Genomic DNA, 17,086 nt, shown 5'->3' with positions numbered 1-17,086 from the left:
AGTTAAGTCTGTAAAAGTAACCGGAGGATTATATCAGGAATTTGTACCATATCTGTACCAAGTTCCAAAATATAGCAAGGAACTTGTTTAACTAAACTTGACATGATTTGTAATGCTGTTTGTCCACTACCAGCTAATTGAAAGATGGTACTAGGGGCTAGGGCGCGTAAGGCTACTCCTGCACTGATGGGGCGCAGATGGGTGTCTAGTTTCCCGGTGATTTGAGGAACTAGCACCGCTTTAATGGGAAATCCTTTTACGACTTTTTGGGGATGATGTTGATGTAAAAATAGCATTGCTTTTTCATTCTCTAAGCGATCGCTATTATCAACAAGATCCGCTAAATGGGGAAATCGTTCTAGATCCGCTTGTCCTTTCAATTTGGCGGTGTTGTAGAGACTATAAACATAGGGTAGAGGATCACTGGTGACTAAACAATAATCATCACTGACATAGAGCAGCGAACTATTAATACAAGTCAACGCAGTGGAAGATTTGCCAGATCCACCTTTTCCCGCTAACAAAACACCACCATCAAGATTACCGATCGCTCCTGCGTGAACATATTGATGTTGATGATCGCTCATCCACCAATTCAAAATAGTTTGCAGAGGTGAACCTTTTTCCCAATAGGGAATATCTTCAGCATTGTCAATCCAATAACAAGCTAAATTTTGCTCTCGATCTAGGACACTGAGAATATTCGGACCAATATGAAAATTGCTGCGAATGCGATCGCCATCATAGGCTTTGATCTCTTTGCGTGGACCGAGATAATCTGCCCAATGTCTTCTGATTAGGGATAACAGGCTATCAATTAATAATGGCAATTGTGTTTTGCTTGAGGCATTATCCCATAAGCAAATCGTTAGATCAGGCTGAGGAACTGGGGCTATGGAGAGATGAGACAATGCAGGCGTAATCTGGGGAATCAGCCCATCCCCTGCAAACCTCAGACATATCTTATACTTGCCAATTGCATAAAAATACTGCACCTCACTGGCAATCTGAGCAGCCCTTTCAAAGCCTGTATATACCAGTTGAAAATAAGTAAGGCGATCACTTTCAGCAATACTCCAATTAGGGTGAAGGTTCATTTTAATAATTCTAAAAATTGGACAATCACCGAACGAATCATAGAACGGCGATCGCCATCTAAAACTCGATATTTTACCCATTCCCTATTAGCGATCGGCATTTGCCAAAGCGCCGGCCATACCCAAGTTGGTAATTCTACTGAAAATAACTGCTGCAAAAGTTGTAACATATTTCCCAGAGGCAAAATCATTTGATATCGCTGTGCCTGTGTAATCAACCGTATCCAATCCAAATCATTTTCTAGATTTGCAATTAACAGAAAAGCATCTGCAATTCTATGTATTTGTGGACTTGATGACTTGAGCGATCGCCCTCTAAAAAACATTCGAGCGCATCCATCAAGAAACTGATCCGTTGGACTCAACCGCCAGCCAGCCTCACTACTCCAATCCGCAGTTGCATAATACCACACTTGCCTATCTGTATAATCTTGGGGAATCGCCCAAAAGAGATGTTCTTGCAAATAAAGCGGTAAATTCAGCGATGAATCAAAATTATTGCGTAATTCCGTAAAATGTTGGGTATGACCATCGACCCTATACCAATTTAGCGAGGCTAAATGCTCAATTGCTAACTCTAAACAATCAGCATTAATCAAGAGATGAAAACTAGAAATTAGGCGATAGTTTTCAATTTTAGTTTTACCTAACCCACCCCAAGCGGCATTTCCTAAGACAATCCCTTCAATGCCCCTTTCCTTTAAACTAGATAATATTGCTTGTAGGGATTTTAGTTGCAATTGATTAGCATACCAACAACGACGATAGATCCCCTTGAGCCTGGCCATTTCGCCATCATTAATCCCATGAGCTAATAAATTTTGATACAACTGAGGCAACAATGAATAGGAATTAGAATCTAAAGTTTCGATATCAACTAAATCCCGCCAATTTTGCCAAGCTGTTAACACTATTTCCCCTGTTAAAACTGCGGCTTTGAGTAAATATTTGTGTGATAATTCTAGTCGATAACTATCAAAGTAACCAAAGCGAAGCCCTTGGCGGGCAGCTACGCCATCACTCAAATCTAAACTCATTTTGTTTTCACATTTGGCCATCCAGCATCTACATCCACTTCATGAATAGGATCTAGTAGTAGCAAATCTTCCATATCTGTAAACTTTTCTAATATCGGTTTCTCAAATTTGGGCTTTTGATTACTAACTTGACTATTAATAGTTCCTGGTGTAATAGTAGGATCAACCACAATCAACTCTTCTTGTTGCAATTGGTCAAGAAACTCATCAATTGCCGCAGTAATCTCTTCAATAGTCCCATCATACTTTTGTCCAATTTCTTCGATCATCTGATAGCGATCGAGATGACGCTCAACACAACCCCACAAATCCGCGCCAGTTTTTAGCAAACTGTAATAGTGACCATGATCAAGATCAACAATTACAACTTCTCCATCAATAGTTTCACAAGCAACTTGAGGACTATTAACTCGAAACACTTGAACCATTACCATAGCAATTTTTACAATTTGACTATTGAGTATTTTAGGTTTACACAATACAATATTTTTTGGTATTAATGCAAGTCATAATCCAAGCTAAATACCAAAACAATAGGTTTCGGTTAAGCTATGGCAGGAGGGAAAGGCTTATCCTGTATGATTTTTAAGGCTGAGACTTCGATTCTGTATAAAGATGCGCCAAATTTAAAAAGGAACAAACCGCAGAGGCGCGGAGGACACAGAGAATAAAAAGATCAGGTTACATAAGCGCGGCTTCATCAAGAAATGGTATGACCTGATATAATTTTTGAATTATCAAAAGGAGTAGCGTGATTTCCCAAAAGTTACTTGAAGAGAATGGAGTGGTATTAGAAATTGTTCCTGATGTATCGGTGGTTGTGCCAGTGCATGATGAAGTGGAAAGTTTGCCTTTGTTACTAGCAGCGATTTCTTCTACTCTGGGTGCTAGTGAGTTGAGTTATGAGATTATTTGTGTAGATGATGGTTCAAAGGATGGTTCTGGGGATTTTTTGAAGGAACAGGCTAAAATTCGCCCAGATTTAAAAGCGGTAATTTTGCGACGTAATTATGGACAAACCGCCGCCATGTCTGCTGGTTTTAATTATGCCACAGGGAGAGCGATCGTCACTCTAGACGCAGATTTGCAAAATGATCCGGCTGATATCCCCATGTTATTAGCAAAGCTAGAGGAAGGCTATGATTTGGTCAGTGGTTGGCGGCAAAATCGCCAAGATGGGGCGATAAATCGCTTACTTCCTTCAAAAATTGCAAATTGGTTAATTCGCCGCACTACTAGCGTGTATATTCACGATTATGGTTGTTCTCTCAAAGCCTATCGCGCCGAATTAGTCGCAGATATGCACCTTTACGGGGAATTACACCGCTTTTTACCTGCTTTGGCCTATATTGAAGGGGCGAGAATTACGGAAGTACCCGTGCGTCATCATGCCCGACGTTTTGGCCGGAGTAAATATGGAATTTGGCGGACTTTTCGGGTATTGATGGATTTGTTGACTATTCTGTTTATGAAGAAGTTTCTCACCCGACCCATGCACGTTTTTGGGATTTTGGGTTTAATTTCGATGGTTTCTGGGTCAGGAATAGGAATTTATTTGACTTTTATTAAGTTATTTTTAAATGAGTCGATTGGTGATCGGCCTTTATTGATTTTGGCAGTTTTATTGTTAGTAACTGGTGTACAGTTGTTTTGTTTTGGGCTTTTGACAGAATTATTAATGCGTACTTACCATGAATCCCAAGGACGACCGATATATCGGGTGCGGGAAGTTGTGGCAAAAAATGTTAAGTAACGTAACAATAGTTAAACCCACTTAAATATTAAATTGTGTTTGCCGTGAAAGCTTTTAATAATTTTAACGCTGATCTGCGGCGCAACTTGCTTTTGTTGTTTACAGCAGGTTTATTGTTCTGGTCAAGTTTAGGTTCACTATTGCCAACTTTGCCGCTATATATTGAAGCGATTGGCGCTACCAAACAACAAATCGGGATTGTGATGGGTAGCTTTGCCATTGGAATGTTGCTACTTCGTCCTTTTTGTGGAAATTTAGCTGATCAAAAAGGGAGAAAAATTGTCTTGCTGATGGGAATGTCAGTGGCAGCGATCGCTCCCTTGGGTTATTTAGTGGTAGACTCAATTGTGCCATTAATGGTCATTCGTGCCTTTCATGGTATCAGTATTGCCGCCTTTGCTACAGCTTTTATCGCCTTAGTGGGAGACTTAGCACCAGAACACCGTCGTGGTGAAATCATCGGCTACATGAGTTTAGTTAATCCCCTTGGTGTAGCCCTGGGTCCAGCCTTGGGTGGATTTATTCAAGAAGGTGCTGGTTACAACTCATTATTTTTAACCTCTGCGGCTTTAGGAGGCACGGGTTTATTATGTGTGTTCATGATCAATTCCCCCATTAAAGAACAACCCACCAATGCCAATACCGACAATGATAATTTTTTACAGTTGCTAATTAGTCCCCGTGTACGTGTTCCAGCCTTGGTGTTGTTGTTGTTTGGCTTAGTTTTAGGTACTTCACATACTTTTATTGCGTTGTTCATCAAAACCACAGGAGTAGACTTAAATCCCGGTTTATTTTTTACAGCCACAGCCGTAGCTAGTTTTAGTGTCCGATTAGTTACAGGTCGAGCCTCCGATAAGTACGGGAGAGGTTTGTTTGTCACAACAAGTTTAATTGCTTACACCTTAGCACTGGTATGTATTTGGCAAGCCAACAATGCCTTTACCTTCCTATTGGGAGGATTTTTAGAAGGTGCTGCATCTGGAACCGTAATTCCCATGATTTCCGTAATGATGACAGACCGAGCCTTGCCCCATGAACGGGGACGAATATTTGGTGTATCATTAATAGGATTGGATATTGGATTAGCGATCGCCGGACCAGTTTTAGGTGCTGTCGCTGAACAAGTCGGTTATCGGAGTATGTACGGTCTTTCCACCGGTTTAACCCTATTGGCTATCTTAATCTTCATCACCCAATCTAGTCGCAACTTACCAGAATCCCTCCGTTTTGCCCTGGGTCGTGGCGCTGATATTTATGCTTTAAAATGAGACAACAGGCAATAATATTTGTCTCCACCAAAAAAGTTAGTGATCTCACACAATATCTAGTTCCCACAAACAAGCTACAATCTAAAATAAGAAATTGTTAGAAAAATTTACGTTTGTAGCTGGAAATCTTCTGTGTCACAGCCTAAGACTAGCCAAGCCTTTGAATTCGATTCCATTGATGCCGCCTTGGCAGACCTAAAATCTGGTCGTGTCATTGTGGTTGTCGATGACGAGAATCGAGAAAATGAAGGCGATTTGATTTGTGCCGCCCAATTTGCCACCCCGGACATGATTAATTTCATGGCCGTGGAGGCTAGAGGTCTAATTTGTCTGGCGATGGAGGGCGATCGCTTGGATCAATTAGACTTACCATTAATGGTGAGCAATATTACCGATCCTAATCAAACTGCCTTCACTGTCAGCATTGATGCCAGCCCCCAATTAGGTGTCACCACCGGAATATCCGCAGAAGACCGGTCTCGCACCATTCAAGTAACCCTGAATCCAGCCACAAAGCCGGAAGACCTCCGCCGTCCGGGACATATTTTCCCACTCCGGGCGCGGGCAGGGGGTGTACTCAAACGTGCAGGACATACGGAAGCGGCCGTGGATTTATCCCGACTGGCTGGACTCTACCCAGCAGGGGTAATTTGTGAAATTCAAAACTCCGATGGTTCAATGGCACGATTAAACCAGTTAATGGAATATGCCAAAGTCCATAAACTAAAAATTATTAGCATTGCCGATTTAATCAGTTATCGTCTCCAACACGATCGCTTAATCATTCGTGAAACCATTGCCGAACTACCTACCCAATTTGGTAACTTCCAAATCTACGGCTACCGTCACACTTTAGATAAATCTGAACACGTAGCGATCGTTAAAGGTGATCCCGCCACTTTTAAAGACGACGCGGTGATGGTGCGGATGCACTCAGAATGTTTAACTGGTGATGCCTTGGGTTCTTTACGCTGCGACTGTCGAATGCAGCTACAAGCAGCCTTAAAAATGATTGAATCCGTAGGTCAAGGGGTGGTTGTTTACCTGCGACAAGAAGGACGGGGAATTGGTCTGGTTAACAAGCTTAAAGCCTACTCTTTGCAGGATATGGGACTGGATACCGTAGAAGCAAATGAGCGATTAGGTTTTCCTGCCGATCTGCGAGATTATGGCATGGGGGCGCAAATGCTAATGGATTTGGGGATGAAAAAAATCCGTCTGATTACCAATAATCCCCGGAAAATTGCTGGCGTTAAAGGCTATGGTTTGGAAGTTGTAGATCGTGTGCCTTTGTTAATTGAAGCCAATGATTACAATTCCTACTATCTAGCAACTAAGGCAAAAAAACTCGGTCATATGCTGTTGCAAACCTATTTGGTGACGGTGGCCTTACATTGGCAAGATGACCCCCAATTGGTGACAAAACGTTATGAACGCTTAGAGAAGTTACGTTATTTAGCCAAAACTAATGATTTATTGTTACAAGAAGAAGCACGACCTTTAGGAATTGCTTTATTTGATCGCCCATCTTTAACTGTACACTTAGGCTTTGACCAGGCGCTAGTTGCTGACCTTGATTGGTATCAACAAACTGGCCATCCTTACCTGCAAGCTATTGGCAAAATTCTGGATGAAATATTAGCTTTACCTTACATTCAAAAGCTAGAATTTCTAATTTCTTCGGGTAGTGATCCTCTAACTAATTTACAGGTGCAGCTAGATCGACAGATTATTAGTTTTGATGTACTGCCTTCTAGTTTGAGCGATCGCCTGGAGACACAAAAAATCTACAGCTTTAGTAAGTAGAAGTCAAGATGTCAGAATCAGGATGGCCAAGATTTGATTTAATCTTCAAATTCTCTAAATCCTCATTCTGATGTTATTGATTACTTGCTGTATTAACTGGTCTTAATTGCCGATAACTATGCAGTAACTTAAAAAACTTATCAAAATCGAAACTTTTAGGATCTGCCCTTTGTCCAGAACGATCTACAGCACGATGGGTAGTAATGCGGTCATCTGGAACTTGACTTTGAGCAATTAACCAAGCTAAAGAATTGTATTGAGCCTCTGTATAACCGCTATGGCTTTGGATCATGTTATTGTCTCTACCATCTGGTGGGGTTTCCAAAGACACGTGATAGGCAAAATTATTGACCGATGGAGGTAAATTAGGGTTAGTCTGGACGGTTTCTAAACCATTAGTACCCTCAAACACCGAATTAGCTGCACCATAAGCACGTTTTTCCGGTGGTACTAGATAAATTACTGTTCCCTCTAAGTCGATTAAAGTATGATAACTGGCTTGGACATTTTCATTTTCATGGGGTGTTTGAAAAAAATTAATTGCACTAGAGGCAGAATTACTGGTTTCGTGAAGAACAATAATTGGTTGATTATTTAAGGACACACCGTTAAAATTTTGAGAATAGCGATCGCCATAATTGCTAGGATGTACCACAGCCCGTTGATAATTAGGTCTATAATTAGCAAAAGCCTGAGTCGTGACGTATTTAGTCGGCAATGGGTTCGTCTTAACAGGCGATTGAGCTATAGTTTTAACTTTATTTTCTGTGTTAGTTGCTGATTGATATCGTACCTGTGGATATTGGCTTGATAATTTAGCTGGTGTCGTTAAAGTAGTATGATTAAATTGATTGATAACATTACTGGTATCAGTTTGCCTTTGTCTTAAACCACCAATCAACACTGCCAAAATCAAAGCCGCTAACATCATAAAAATTAACAATACTCTAGTTGCCCAGTCCCTAAATCTCATAGATACCTCCCAGTTATAGAGGCTAAATACCATTTTCCTATTCCTAATTGGATTGCAATTCAGGACTAAGGGTGTAATAGCCTTTTAAGCAGCAATATTTTGTACATTGTAATTTAAAACGAGCGCGACAGGACTCGAACCTGTGACAGACTGCTTAGAAGGCAGTTACTCTATCCACCTGAGTTACGCGCCCAAGGTGATTGGAACAAAACGTTTACCTGAACGATTATAACTTTTTTTTTAGCAATAGGCAAGATTAAATTTAAAGTTGGATAAAAAATAGGGTTGAAAGTGTTTCTGTGTCTAATGGTATGACCAATTTGCAAGTAAGTGTCAATTAAAAACGCAACAGAGGTGACATTTCAGAATATCATAATCATGTCAAGGGTGAATTTGCTCATTTGCGATGATCCCCTGGGAGAGTCAATTTGGCAGCCCTTAGTGGGAGAGAGTCCGCTGATGTGGTATTTATAATCATGTTATGGATAGAACCGTGTATGCTGGTTAAGTCTCTGGCAAATGCCAGCTAAATATAGCCTTAATTACTAGGGTTGAATAGATCCAGCTAGGAAATACTTGACCTGAGTAATAATTGCTATATATTTAGAAACCGTGGTTAATTCCGAAAAGTCCATCCAAGGAGTTATTTGCTAGTGTCATGTTTATTCTCAAACGACAGGATGTTGAAATATCCAGTATTCAGCACCCAACGCGGGATCAGCAGGTGCCAATTTTATATTATCAAGAGCAGACCTTTCGCCTGATCAGCGTTTTCAAAGCTAGTCAAGAGATGGAAGCTAAAGCTTTATGGCGATCGCTCACGGACAATCGGGGCAAAGCCTGTGTTTTGCTGGAAGAACCAGATCGTTATAGCGTTTGGGGTAAAATCCGCCTAGAACAGTCAGATATCCATAGTCGAGGAGAGGTGTTTACCTTAGCCACGATTATGCTACTACAGGCTGTTTATCTGGATATTGCAGAATTGTTGGGTAATCGACAGGCAAGTTTGTTTGAAAAAGATATTTCCGGGTTGTTACAGCAAAAGCAATTTCCAGAAATATCCTCACCGGAGATAGTCAAGACATTGCTAACGGCTGATCCTTCCCAGATTACCAAATTACCTCCCTGGCAAGAAGCTCATTGGATGACCCTCCTAGAAGACTTGCATAAACTGGGAAAATCCTATTTTGGTGATACTAACTTTGCTCATCAAGTCGATGATCGGTTAACTGAAATGCCAGAAGACGAGCGATCGCTGTTTATCAGTTGGTTAAGTCAATCTCCACTCAGTAAACTTTGGCATTAGCATGGATATGGTTTGTTTACTCAAACAGCCTCCATGGGAACTTGCCTGTGGTTCTAATTTGAATATTATTTAGTGGAACACCTGCTGAATACCAATCCTTCGCGCCAGAAATACAGCCAAAAAGCATTTACCTGGTTGAATACTATGAGTAACTCTTACGACAATTCATACCGTCCTAAATCCATCTTCAATACTCAAAATATCGTCTTAGTGAGTATTGGCTGGGCAGTCTTAGCACTGTTATACTTCTTATTGTTTAGCGCCAAAATACCTGCTGCACCGAATCAACCCCCCACCCGTGCCGACTGGTATGTGATCGGGACAAATATTTTTGAAGCCTTGGCTTACCTGGGTGCAGCTATCCTCTGTTTAAGAAACTGGCGAAGTACCCAAATCATCAGTAATCGACGGGTTTGGCTTTTAATTGGGTTAGGGATGCTCAGTTATTTTATCGGAGGGATAGTTTTCGGTTTTATAGAATTAGTTCTCAAAGAAGAACCGGATGTGTCAATTGCCGATGTGTTTTTTATAATGACCTATTTATTTCTGGGGACAGGGATGAGTTTAGCTGTATTTTCCAGGCGAATTAATCTAGAAAAATGGCAGTGGTTAATTGTCGCCGGCATTGGAGGGTTAGGAAGTTTTTTGGCTTGGTGGATTTCTCAACAGAGTCAAGAAGCCTCAATGGAGCTAATACCCTTCATTTTAAGTTCATTTTATGTAGTGAGCGATGTGGTGCTATTAATTATCGCTACAATTATGCTATTAGCCTTTTGGGGAGGGAAAGTTTCCCTATCCTGGAGAATGATTGCCGCAGCCGCATTTTCGCTCTACATTGCAGATATGTGGTTTAAATTCGCCCAAGGACCGAATTATCAAAGTGGGGATTTACTAGAGGTATGTTGGGTATTTAGCGGCGTGTTATTTGGTATGGGTGCTGCCCTAGAATACGAAGCATCCTTGAGCCTCAAACGGCGTGCCAGTGGACGCAAACGAACTTAGTCAAATTTTGGTGTCTACCGTGAGAAAATTAACTGATCCTGATAAGCAAGAAATTCTGAAGTTATATCGAGAAACTGCTGAAACAACCTCAACGTTAGCAGATCGCTATGATGTCAGCAACTCAACAATTAGTCGGCTGCTCAAAAGTACCTTACCAGAAGAAGAGTATGAATATCTGGTTTCTCTCAAACGTGCTGCCAGAACCCCCGAAGGTAGAGCGCAGGTAAATTACGAGCAAATACCTCTGTTGGTTCATTCACAGCCAGAACAAGAACCGCCAAGCATCCAGGAGATCCTTCCTCAACAGGTGTTAGTAGTTGAGAAACCACAGCCAGTGATTGAGGAATTACCTAAATCGGAGTATTTCGAGCCGCCAATTCCTGTGATTAGAAGGGTGAAAACTCGATCTTCGGCGGTGGAAAAACCTAAGCTGCCAATGACCCGTGAATTGGAAATTATTAGACACAAACCACCGGAAATTCCCAGCGCTCCTCTTCCGATTCTAGAAGAAGAAGATGATGATGATGATACAGATGCCAAGGCACTGGCTCAAATGTTAGGGGAAGATTTGCTGGATGAGTCCGATGATTTAGACGATATGGAGGATTTGGATGATGATTTATATGAAGATGATTATGAGGATGAGGACTTTGGAGAACCCATATCTTTAGTCACAAAACGTAACCCTGGAGAAGCCCCAGTTCAAGTATTGCCCTTGTCGGTGGCTCATTTGCCTAAAACTTGCTATTTAGTAATTGATCGGGCAGCAGAGTTAATTACTAGACCTCTCAAGGATTTTGGCGATTTGGGGACAATTCCTACCATCGAAACCCAACAAAGAACTCTGCCGATTTTTGATAATCATCGAGTGGCAAAGCGGTTTTCGACGAAGCGCGATCGCGTTATTAAAGTCCCCGATAGCAAAATGCTCCATAAGGCTAGTACCCATCTCCAAGCTAAAGGTATAACTAGGCTGTTGATTGATGGACAGGTCTACTCGCTGTCTTTAATTTAACAGGGATGATGATATTTTCTGGCTCTGGTGGGGTGTTAGCATTATTAGAGGAAATAAATAATGTAGAGACGTTCCATGGAACGTCTCTACAAGGGTTCTTGAGGTCTGGCAAAATCTCAGATGATGATTAGCCTTTTGCAGAACCAGGGAAAAACAAAAATGAGCGTCTATCAACATCATAACTGGCCTGCAACAGTTGGTGAAGCTATAACTATTCAACAAAACCTGCAAACTCAGGTAATTACCACAGATCAACTACAAGAACCTATCCAATATGTTGCGGGTGTGGATATGGGATTTTTGGAAAATGGGACAATTAGCCGTGCTGCTGTGGCTGTTCTCAGCTTTCCTGATTTGCAGGTTGTGGAAACTAGCCTCGCACACCGTCCCACTAGCTTTCCTTACATACCTGGATTCCTGTCATTTCGAGAAATACCTGCCGTTCTTGATGCCTTAGAAAAGATTAAAACTATACCTGATATAATTTTGTGTGATGGTCAAGGAATCGCCCACCCCCGTCGATTTGGCATAGCTTGTCATTTAGGGGTAATCGTAAATATACCAACAATAGGTGTAGCTAAATCTCGGCTGATTGGCAACCATGAGCAATTACCAGATCCCAAAGGTAGTTGGCAACCATTAATACATCAAGGTGAAACCATTGGGGCTATTTTACGGACACGTCCCGGTGTCAAACCCCTGTATGTTTCTAGCGGCCATCGAATTAGTTTACCGACGGCCATTGATTATGTGTTACGCTGTACCCCTAAATATCGTTTACCAGAAACTACCCGTATTGCTGATAAATTAGCATCTTCTAGGTAATAGGGCAAATTAAATGAATGGACTAACTTTAGAATGGGAAGATGATGGTCAAAAGAAAATTCAACAAATTTTTGAGCAACAAGCCAGCAAAAATCCGGGTACTGTGCGTTTGGGTCGTGATCCCTTGCAGTGTGATATTGTTTTAACTCACGGGACTGTATCTGGTTTACACGTAGAGATATTTTTTGATTTTCCACAACAAAAATTTTATATTAGAAACTTGCGATCGCTCAACCCCCCTCTCGTCGATGGTCAAAAATTAGTCCAAGGTGAGATGTGTTTAACAAAAGGTAGTATTATTTATTTGGGGCAACAAAAACTACAAGTTACGGCTGTTTCTATCAATAATATTCCACCAACAATTTTATTACCCCCAACACCAAAACCTGCTTACAGTTTGCAGTGTCACAAATGTCAAAAGGTTTCTCCAGCAGAAAACCTCCAAATCGGCTGTCCTTGGTGTGGTACATCTTTAGCAGCAGCTATCAGTGTTTTAGTAGCACCAAATAGTTTATGAATTTCAGAGGGAACGGGAAACGGGCAACTCTTAACAGAAAAAACTCATGTTTAAAAATATGAGATTGAAATAATGACACTATTTTTTCCCTGCTTGTCATCTTTTAAATACATTTTTTTTTGACTCAGCTTTAAACTCAGAAACTTTAGCTTCTTATCTGTTCCCTGTTCCCTGTTCCCTTTTTTGTAAAAAGAATATTTTATATGGTTAAAAAATCTTGGATAGTTGGTGGTTTAGTTGTTGGTGCAGTTATTTTAGGGGTTTTATCAATAGGTGCGAGTAAGTTGATTAATCAACACGTACAAAAGAAACTAGAACAAAGTCTAAGTGAGGGGACAGGATTACCAGTAGATTCTGCGGAAGCCCAGGTTAATCTCTTTGCACAAAATGTAAAGATGATGGATATTCGCTTTACTAATTTAGCAGGTTTTCCAAGTACCTATATTTTCAAAATTGGCAGTATTGAGTTTCAAGCAGAAAGACTTAATGCTAAACCTTTAATTTTGAAAAAAATGATTATTCAAGATATGGAAATTAATATTGATGTAAAGTTTAACAATAATTCAGTCCAACCCCAAAATTTAATTGAAATTAATGCTCAAAAGATACAACAAAAAGGGAATAATGGAGAAAACACAAAAAAATTGAGTACCCCACAAACTGAGTTAATGATTCAACAAATGTTGTTCAAAAATATTCAGGTTAATGTTAATGCACAACTTCCACTTCAATCCAACCCTGTAAAAGAACAATTTAAAATTGAGGAAATTAGTTTAAAGGATCTAAATAATCAAAATTTACCTGAAAAATTATCACCAATTTTACAAGATCAAATTTTAGTAGAGGTAAAAAAGCGTCTTAGTCAGAAAAATACACCTCAATTAAATCAAATATTCAAGCCTTTAAGGGGTTTGAAGCAACAAAATTCTCCTTTATTTTCACCACCAAAAAAACCATCCCTTCCATCACAATCTCAACAACCGGCTCCTCCTCCATTACCTTAAAAATAGGTACTTCACGTAGCTGGAATCTGATGTAGTTGGGTTGCGCTGTCGCTTAACCCAACCTACGATTTTTTATATATTAGATAGACATCTTTAGAAACTAAATATGCTTTATCTAGAACTCTACAACCCTTGTAGAGACGTTCCATGGAACGTCTCTGCATTTCTACATTCTTCTTCAGAGATGTCTATTTAGTAATAAATGAAGGCTGTATATTTTTTGTCGAGACATTATCATTAGAATTATACAATAGTTTTATTCTCTCTTAACCAATTACTAAAAGCTTGAATTGCTTGGCTGCTACCAATAACGCGACTCTGCTGAACGTATTGATTGACTAATTCAATAATCGGAATATCTGGAAATATAGGACTAAAATCTGATTCTACATATTTTCCAGATTGAAGGATATTAATTTGTAGTCCTTTTTTCCCGTATCGCCAAAGTTCTGGTACTCCTAAAATTTGGTAATTTTCTAATTGTGTGCGAGAAGTTAAATCAATTTCTATGGCTAAATCTGGCGGTGGATCTATATTCAAATCTAAACGATTTTTACCAATAACTAATGCTTGATTTTGAATATAAAAACAGCTATCGGGTTCAACCCCTTGAGTCATTTTTTCATTTTTCAAAGTAATTGAACCTAAAGAATCATAATTGATATTTTTTTGATTTAATAAAATTTTTACGATATCGCCAATAATTTCTTTGGCTTTTTCATGTTCAGGCAGGGGAACCATAATTTCTAAAAGTCCATAACTATAGGAAATTTTGGCAGCCCGATGTTCTCCTAAGTCTGCTAAAATATTTTCAAATTGTTGCCAACTAACATCTTCTAGTAACAGTTGTTGACCGGGTTTAATCTTTAATTGTCTAATCTTTATTGCATTACCCATATCTCATTCAAGTGCATACCGCTATAGTTGATTAATTTTCTTCCCAAAAGTCATAATCTAAGATTGCTTCTGGTTGTATTGAATATTGCCATTGTTCAGGAAATGCTGTTTGTCGATATTCTTTGCGAACCACTTTGATAGCTGATTTCCAGGCAATTTGCATATCTTCATCCCAGAAACGTCGTAGACTAGGCATTTGGACTAACAATAAATCTATTTCTTTGCGTTGTTCACGAATAGTCCGCTCCCAACCATTGTATTCTTGCGGCATGGTGACATAGAGACGCTTGAGGAGATGTTCAAGTAGAGTAGTAAGACGACTGAGAAGTTCTTTTTTCTGAGAAATTCCCAAAGCCTCTACCTCCTCAATTAAGTTTGGCAAATCTAAATGCTGGAAATCCAAGGCTTTAAGTTTGTTTACCGTCTCTTCTGTCCACAACAAAAAATCGCTTTCATGTAGTGAAGATATTTTTGCCATTTGTGTTGTTATTGTGAGTATTAAAATTATAACATTGTCTAATCGCGATCGCATTACCCAATGGCTAACTTGCAAATTCAATTAAGTTGGGAAGACCCAGCAACAGGAGAACGACGAGAACCAAGGTTAATTGTACCTATCGCTTTTGGTCGAGAATTTTCTCGTTTACCAGTAGAAATAGCTGGAAAGAGGGTTTCACGGATATTGCTGAATAGTAATCAAGTCTCTCGCTATCATGCCTTAATTGACTGGGAAGACGGTCATTTCGTGGTTTTTGACCAAAACAGCGTTAATGGTATTTACATCAATGGACAAAGACAAACCCGTTGTCAGTTAGCTAATGGGGATACTTTGCAAATTGGACCCTATATTATTATTGTCACCTTTGGCGCGAGTGCGATAGTTAAACCTACCAATTCCATAATTCAGTTTAATCCAAATACCAATCTCCCAGACCCCAATTTATCCCCCATTTCTCCTGTAAATCCTAGTTTTCCACCCCCGTCTTTCCAAGCAGAAAAAGTAGAAATACAAGCATTACACGCCACAGGTTTACCAGTAGATGAATGTGATTATTTAGCAATTGGGGCGGGTTTGGGTAGTTTTATTTGGGTTGATTTGTTGAGAATTAGTGGGGTAAAAGCCGAAAAAATTGTTGCTGTGGGGTTAGACGCTGAACCTTATGCACGTTATAAACGGCTGTGTCTTAATTCCCAAATTCCTTTACATGAAAGATTGCGGTCTAATTCTGATTCTTGCCCGGATAATATTTGGGGGTGGCCTAGTTATGCTGTGCGGGAATCTTGGCGTGATTTAACTAAAGGTAAAATAACATCAGCCGGAAAATATTTATGGCAAGTTTTCGCTGAACCAACTTTTGCGGAAACTTATACTCCTCGTGCGGGTAATGTTTTTGATTCTATCGACCGGGAAGTAAAACGTATTGCTTGGGATCAAATTTATCGCTATGGACGAGTTAGGTCAATTAGAAAAACTGATGATGGTAGATATTGTATTGCTTATTCTCGCAGTCCGGGAAATTATGCCTTTTTGGTTAGTCGTTATTTACATTTAGCTACGGGATATCCAGCGATTCAATTTTTGCCAGATTTACAAGCTTATCGGGCAAAATATCAAGATTTTAAATCTGTGGTTAATGCGTATGAAGACCATAATCACGTTTATGAACAGTTGGAACGTCAAGGTGGAACCGTGTTGATTAGGGGAAGGGGAATTGTGGCTTCGCGGATTTTCCAGCGTATTTATGAAGCGAGAAAGCAAAATCCTAATATTACAGTTTTACATTTAATGCGATCGCCCAAACCCCAAGGCAACAAATTTCAAAAAGCCCAGCGTCTAGTTAAAAACCATTACGAACTCCAACCTTTTAACTGGCCTAAAGCTTGTTGGGGTGGTGAATTGCGGGTGATGTTGGAACAAGCAACACCGGAAGAACGCCAGAGGTTACTTACAGATTGGGGAGGAACTACTACCGCAGACCGTCGAGACTGGCAGAGAATTACTGAACAAGGTTTAAGGGAAGGTTGGTATCAAATTAGTTTTGGTCAAGTGTTGGCTGTAGAACGAGACGCACAAAATCACACTATTACCCAAATCCAAGAACATGGTTTTGGGGAAATGAAATTAACGGCTGATTTTATTATTGACGCGACTGGATTAGATGCCAAGGTTGATGCTAACCCATTGTTAGAGGATTTGGTTAACCATTATCATCTCCCTGTGAATCATTTGGGGCGGTTGGTGGTGGCAAATAATTTTGAATTAGTGGAAATGCGTAGCGGTAAAGGTAAAATGTTTGCAGCCGGGGCGATTACTTTGGGTGGACCCTATGCCGCTGTTGATAGTTTTTTGGGTTTACAGTATGCGGCTTTGGCTTCTGTGGAGGCACTAGTTGGGGGTTTAGGTGGGTTTGGTTCTTTGAATCAGTGGTTGAGGTGGGTTTTTAACAGTTGTCCGTAATAGAATTTATAGCAGGAGTCAGGAGTAAAACCAGGGGAAACGAGTTTTATCAATGGGTTACGCTAACAAATGAATTTAATTTTGTCCGACTACTTACTAACCCCTTTTTTGTGCTATATAGGGAA

At 40.1% G+C, this 17,086-nt stretch carries 16 protein-coding genes and 1 tRNA gene; 10 read left to right on the top strand and 7 right to left on the bottom strand.

Going from position 1 to position 17,086, the window contains the following annotated elements; all coding sequences use genetic code 11:
* Window positions 1–2: 2 nt before the first annotated feature.
* The 3 genes from VB711_RS18925 to VB711_RS18915 are packed head-to-tail and all read right to left on the bottom strand — an operon-like array spanning window position 3 to window position 2,568.
* Window positions 3–1,097, bottom strand: coding sequence for a serine kinase (locus VB711_RS18925; RefSeq protein WP_323287779.1), 1,095 nt, complete (start codon window positions 1,095–1,097; stop codon window positions 3–5).
* Window positions 1,094–2,134 carry a nucleotidyltransferase family protein gene (locus VB711_RS18920; protein ID WP_323287778.1) on the bottom strand — a complete coding sequence of 347 codons (1,041 nt, stop codon included), beginning with the start codon at window positions 2,132–2,134 and terminating at the stop codon, window positions 1,094–1,096. Before VB711_RS18920 ends, VB711_RS18925 begins: the two co-directional genes overlap by 4 nt.
* On the bottom strand, window positions 2,131–2,568 hold the full coding sequence (locus VB711_RS18915) for a PqqD family protein (protein ID WP_323287776.1): 438 nt from the start codon (window positions 2,566–2,568) through the stop codon (window positions 2,131–2,133). Before VB711_RS18915 ends, VB711_RS18920 begins: the two co-directional genes overlap by 4 nt.
* Before the next feature lie 317 nt (window positions 2,569–2,885).
* Here VB711_RS18915 and VB711_RS18910 point away from each other — a divergent pair, with 317 nt between their 5' ends.
* From VB711_RS18910 to ribBA, 3 genes are all read left to right on the top strand, one after another.
* Window positions 2,886–3,887, top strand: coding sequence for a glycosyltransferase family 2 protein (locus VB711_RS18910; protein WP_323287775.1), 1,002 nt, complete (start codon window positions 2,886–2,888; stop codon window positions 3,885–3,887).
* Between the two features lie 44 nt (window positions 3,888–3,931).
* Complete coding sequence (locus VB711_RS18905) at window positions 3,932–5,158, top strand: MFS transporter (RefSeq protein WP_323287773.1); 1,227 nt, start codon at window positions 3,932–3,934, stop codon at window positions 5,156–5,158.
* A gap of 132 nt (window positions 5,159–5,290) precedes the next feature.
* The gene (gene ribBA, locus VB711_RS18900) at window positions 5,291–6,964 is read left to right on the top strand and encodes a bifunctional 3,4-dihydroxy-2-butanone-4-phosphate synthase/GTP cyclohydrolase II (RefSeq protein ID WP_323287772.1); all 1,674 of its coding nucleotides are present in this window, start codon (window positions 5,291–5,293) and stop codon (window positions 6,962–6,964) included.
* A 73-nt stretch (window positions 6,965–7,037) separates the two neighbouring features.
* Here the strand turns inward: ribBA and VB711_RS18895 are convergent, their stop codons facing one another.
* Entirely contained in the window at window positions 7,038–7,937 is a 900-nt protein-coding gene (locus tag VB711_RS18895) for a peptidoglycan recognition family protein (protein WP_323287771.1), read from the bottom strand.
* A 119-nt stretch (window positions 7,938–8,056) separates the two neighbouring features.
* A tRNA-Arg gene (locus VB711_RS18890) sits at window positions 8,057–8,130 on the bottom strand.
* A gap of 465 nt (window positions 8,131–8,595) precedes the next feature.
* Here VB711_RS18890 and VB711_RS18885 point away from each other — a divergent pair.
* The 6 genes from VB711_RS18885 (at window position 8,596) to VB711_RS18860 (ending at window position 13,606) form a co-directional block, all read left to right on the top strand.
* On the top strand, window positions 8,596–9,243 hold the full coding sequence (locus VB711_RS18885) for an Npun_F0813 family protein (RefSeq protein ID WP_323287770.1): 648 nt from the start codon (window positions 8,596–8,598) through the stop codon (window positions 9,241–9,243).
* A gap of 144 nt (window positions 9,244–9,387) precedes the next feature.
* Window positions 9,388–10,245 carry a hypothetical protein gene (locus VB711_RS18880; protein ID WP_323287769.1) on the top strand — a complete coding sequence of 286 codons (858 nt, stop codon included), beginning with the start codon at window positions 9,388–9,390 and terminating at the stop codon, window positions 10,243–10,245.
* Window positions 10,246–10,264: 19 nt separating this feature from the next.
* A complete protein-coding gene (locus VB711_RS18875; RefSeq protein WP_323287768.1) occupies window positions 10,265–11,260 on the top strand; it encodes a transposase in 996 nt (331 codons plus the stop codon).
* A gap of 159 nt (window positions 11,261–11,419) precedes the next feature.
* Window positions 11,420–12,085, top strand: coding sequence for a deoxyribonuclease V (gene nfi, locus VB711_RS18870; protein ID WP_323287766.1), 666 nt, complete (start codon window positions 11,420–11,422; stop codon window positions 12,083–12,085).
* Between the two features lie 13 nt (window positions 12,086–12,098).
* A complete protein-coding gene (locus VB711_RS18865; RefSeq protein WP_323287765.1) occupies window positions 12,099–12,602 on the top strand; it encodes an FHA domain-containing protein in 504 nt (167 codons plus the stop codon).
* A gap of 203 nt (window positions 12,603–12,805) precedes the next feature.
* A complete protein-coding gene (locus tag VB711_RS18860) occupies window positions 12,806–13,606 on the top strand; it encodes a hypothetical protein (protein ID WP_323287764.1) in 801 nt (266 codons plus the stop codon).
* 243 nt (window positions 13,607–13,849) lie between these two features.
* On the opposite strand, the gene VB711_RS18855 is transcribed toward VB711_RS18860, so the two are convergent.
* Window positions 13,850–14,503, bottom strand: coding sequence for a Uma2 family endonuclease (locus VB711_RS18855; RefSeq protein ID WP_323287763.1), 654 nt, complete (start codon window positions 14,501–14,503; stop codon window positions 13,850–13,852).
* Between the two features lie 31 nt (window positions 14,504–14,534).
* Complete coding sequence (locus VB711_RS18850; RefSeq protein ID WP_323287762.1) at window positions 14,535–14,981, bottom strand: DUF29 domain-containing protein; 447 nt, start codon at window positions 14,979–14,981, stop codon at window positions 14,535–14,537.
* A gap of 60 nt (window positions 14,982–15,041) precedes the next feature.
* Between VB711_RS18850 and VB711_RS18845 the strand changes: the two genes are divergently transcribed.
* Entirely contained in the window at window positions 15,042–16,961 is a 1,920-nt protein-coding gene (locus VB711_RS18845) for an FHA domain-containing protein (protein ID WP_323287761.1), read from the top strand.
* The last annotated feature ends 125 nt before the right edge of the window (window positions 16,962–17,086 follow it).

It is taken from the genome of Cronbergia sp. UHCC 0137, assembly GCF_034932285.1.
Lineage (GTDB): Bacteria > Cyanobacteriota > Cyanobacteriia > Cyanobacteriales > Nostocaceae > Cronbergia.
Note: the sequence above shows the minus strand (reverse complement) of the source record. Positions and strands in the feature narration are given on the sequence as shown.

Bases quoted from the DNA above. Each gene is read 5' to 3' on its own strand.
- VB711_RS18920 (WP_323287778.1), bottom strand. From the start codon at position 2,134: ATGAGTTTAGATTTGAGTGATGGCGTAGCTGCCCGCCAAGGGCTTCGC.
- VB711_RS18915 (WP_323287776.1), bottom strand. From the start codon at position 2,568: ATGGTAATGGTTCAAGTGTTTCGAGTTAATAGTCCTCAAGTTGCTTGT.
- VB711_RS18880 (WP_323287769.1), top strand. From the start codon at position 9,388: ATGAGTAACTCTTACGACAATTCATACCGTCCTAAATCCATCTTCAAT.
- VB711_RS18885 (WP_323287770.1), top strand. From the start codon at position 8,596: ATGTTTATTCTCAAACGACAGGATGTTGAAATATCCAGTATTCAGCAC.
- VB711_RS18865 (WP_323287765.1), top strand. From the start codon at position 12,099: ATGAATGGACTAACTTTAGAATGGGAAGATGATGGTCAAAAGAAAATT.
- VB711_RS18850 (WP_323287762.1), bottom strand. From the start codon at position 14,981: ATGGCAAAAATATCTTCACTACATGAAAGCGATTTTTTGTTGTGGACA.
- nfi (WP_323287766.1), top strand. From the start codon at position 11,420: ATGAGCGTCTATCAACATCATAACTGGCCTGCAACAGTTGGTGAAGCT.
- VB711_RS18855 (WP_323287763.1), bottom strand. From the start codon at position 14,503: ATGGGTAATGCAATAAAGATTAGACAATTAAAGATTAAACCCGGTCAA.
- VB711_RS18845 (WP_323287761.1), top strand. From the start codon at position 15,042: ATGGCTAACTTGCAAATTCAATTAAGTTGGGAAGACCCAGCAACAGGA.
- VB711_RS18925 (WP_323287779.1), bottom strand. From the start codon at position 1,097: ATGAACCTTCACCCTAATTGGAGTATTGCTGAAAGTGATCGCCTTACT.
- VB711_RS18860 (WP_323287764.1), top strand. From the start codon at position 12,806: ATGGTTAAAAAATCTTGGATAGTTGGTGGTTTAGTTGTTGGTGCAGTT.
- VB711_RS18895 (WP_323287771.1), bottom strand. From the start codon at position 7,937: ATGAGATTTAGGGACTGGGCAACTAGAGTATTGTTAATTTTTATGATG.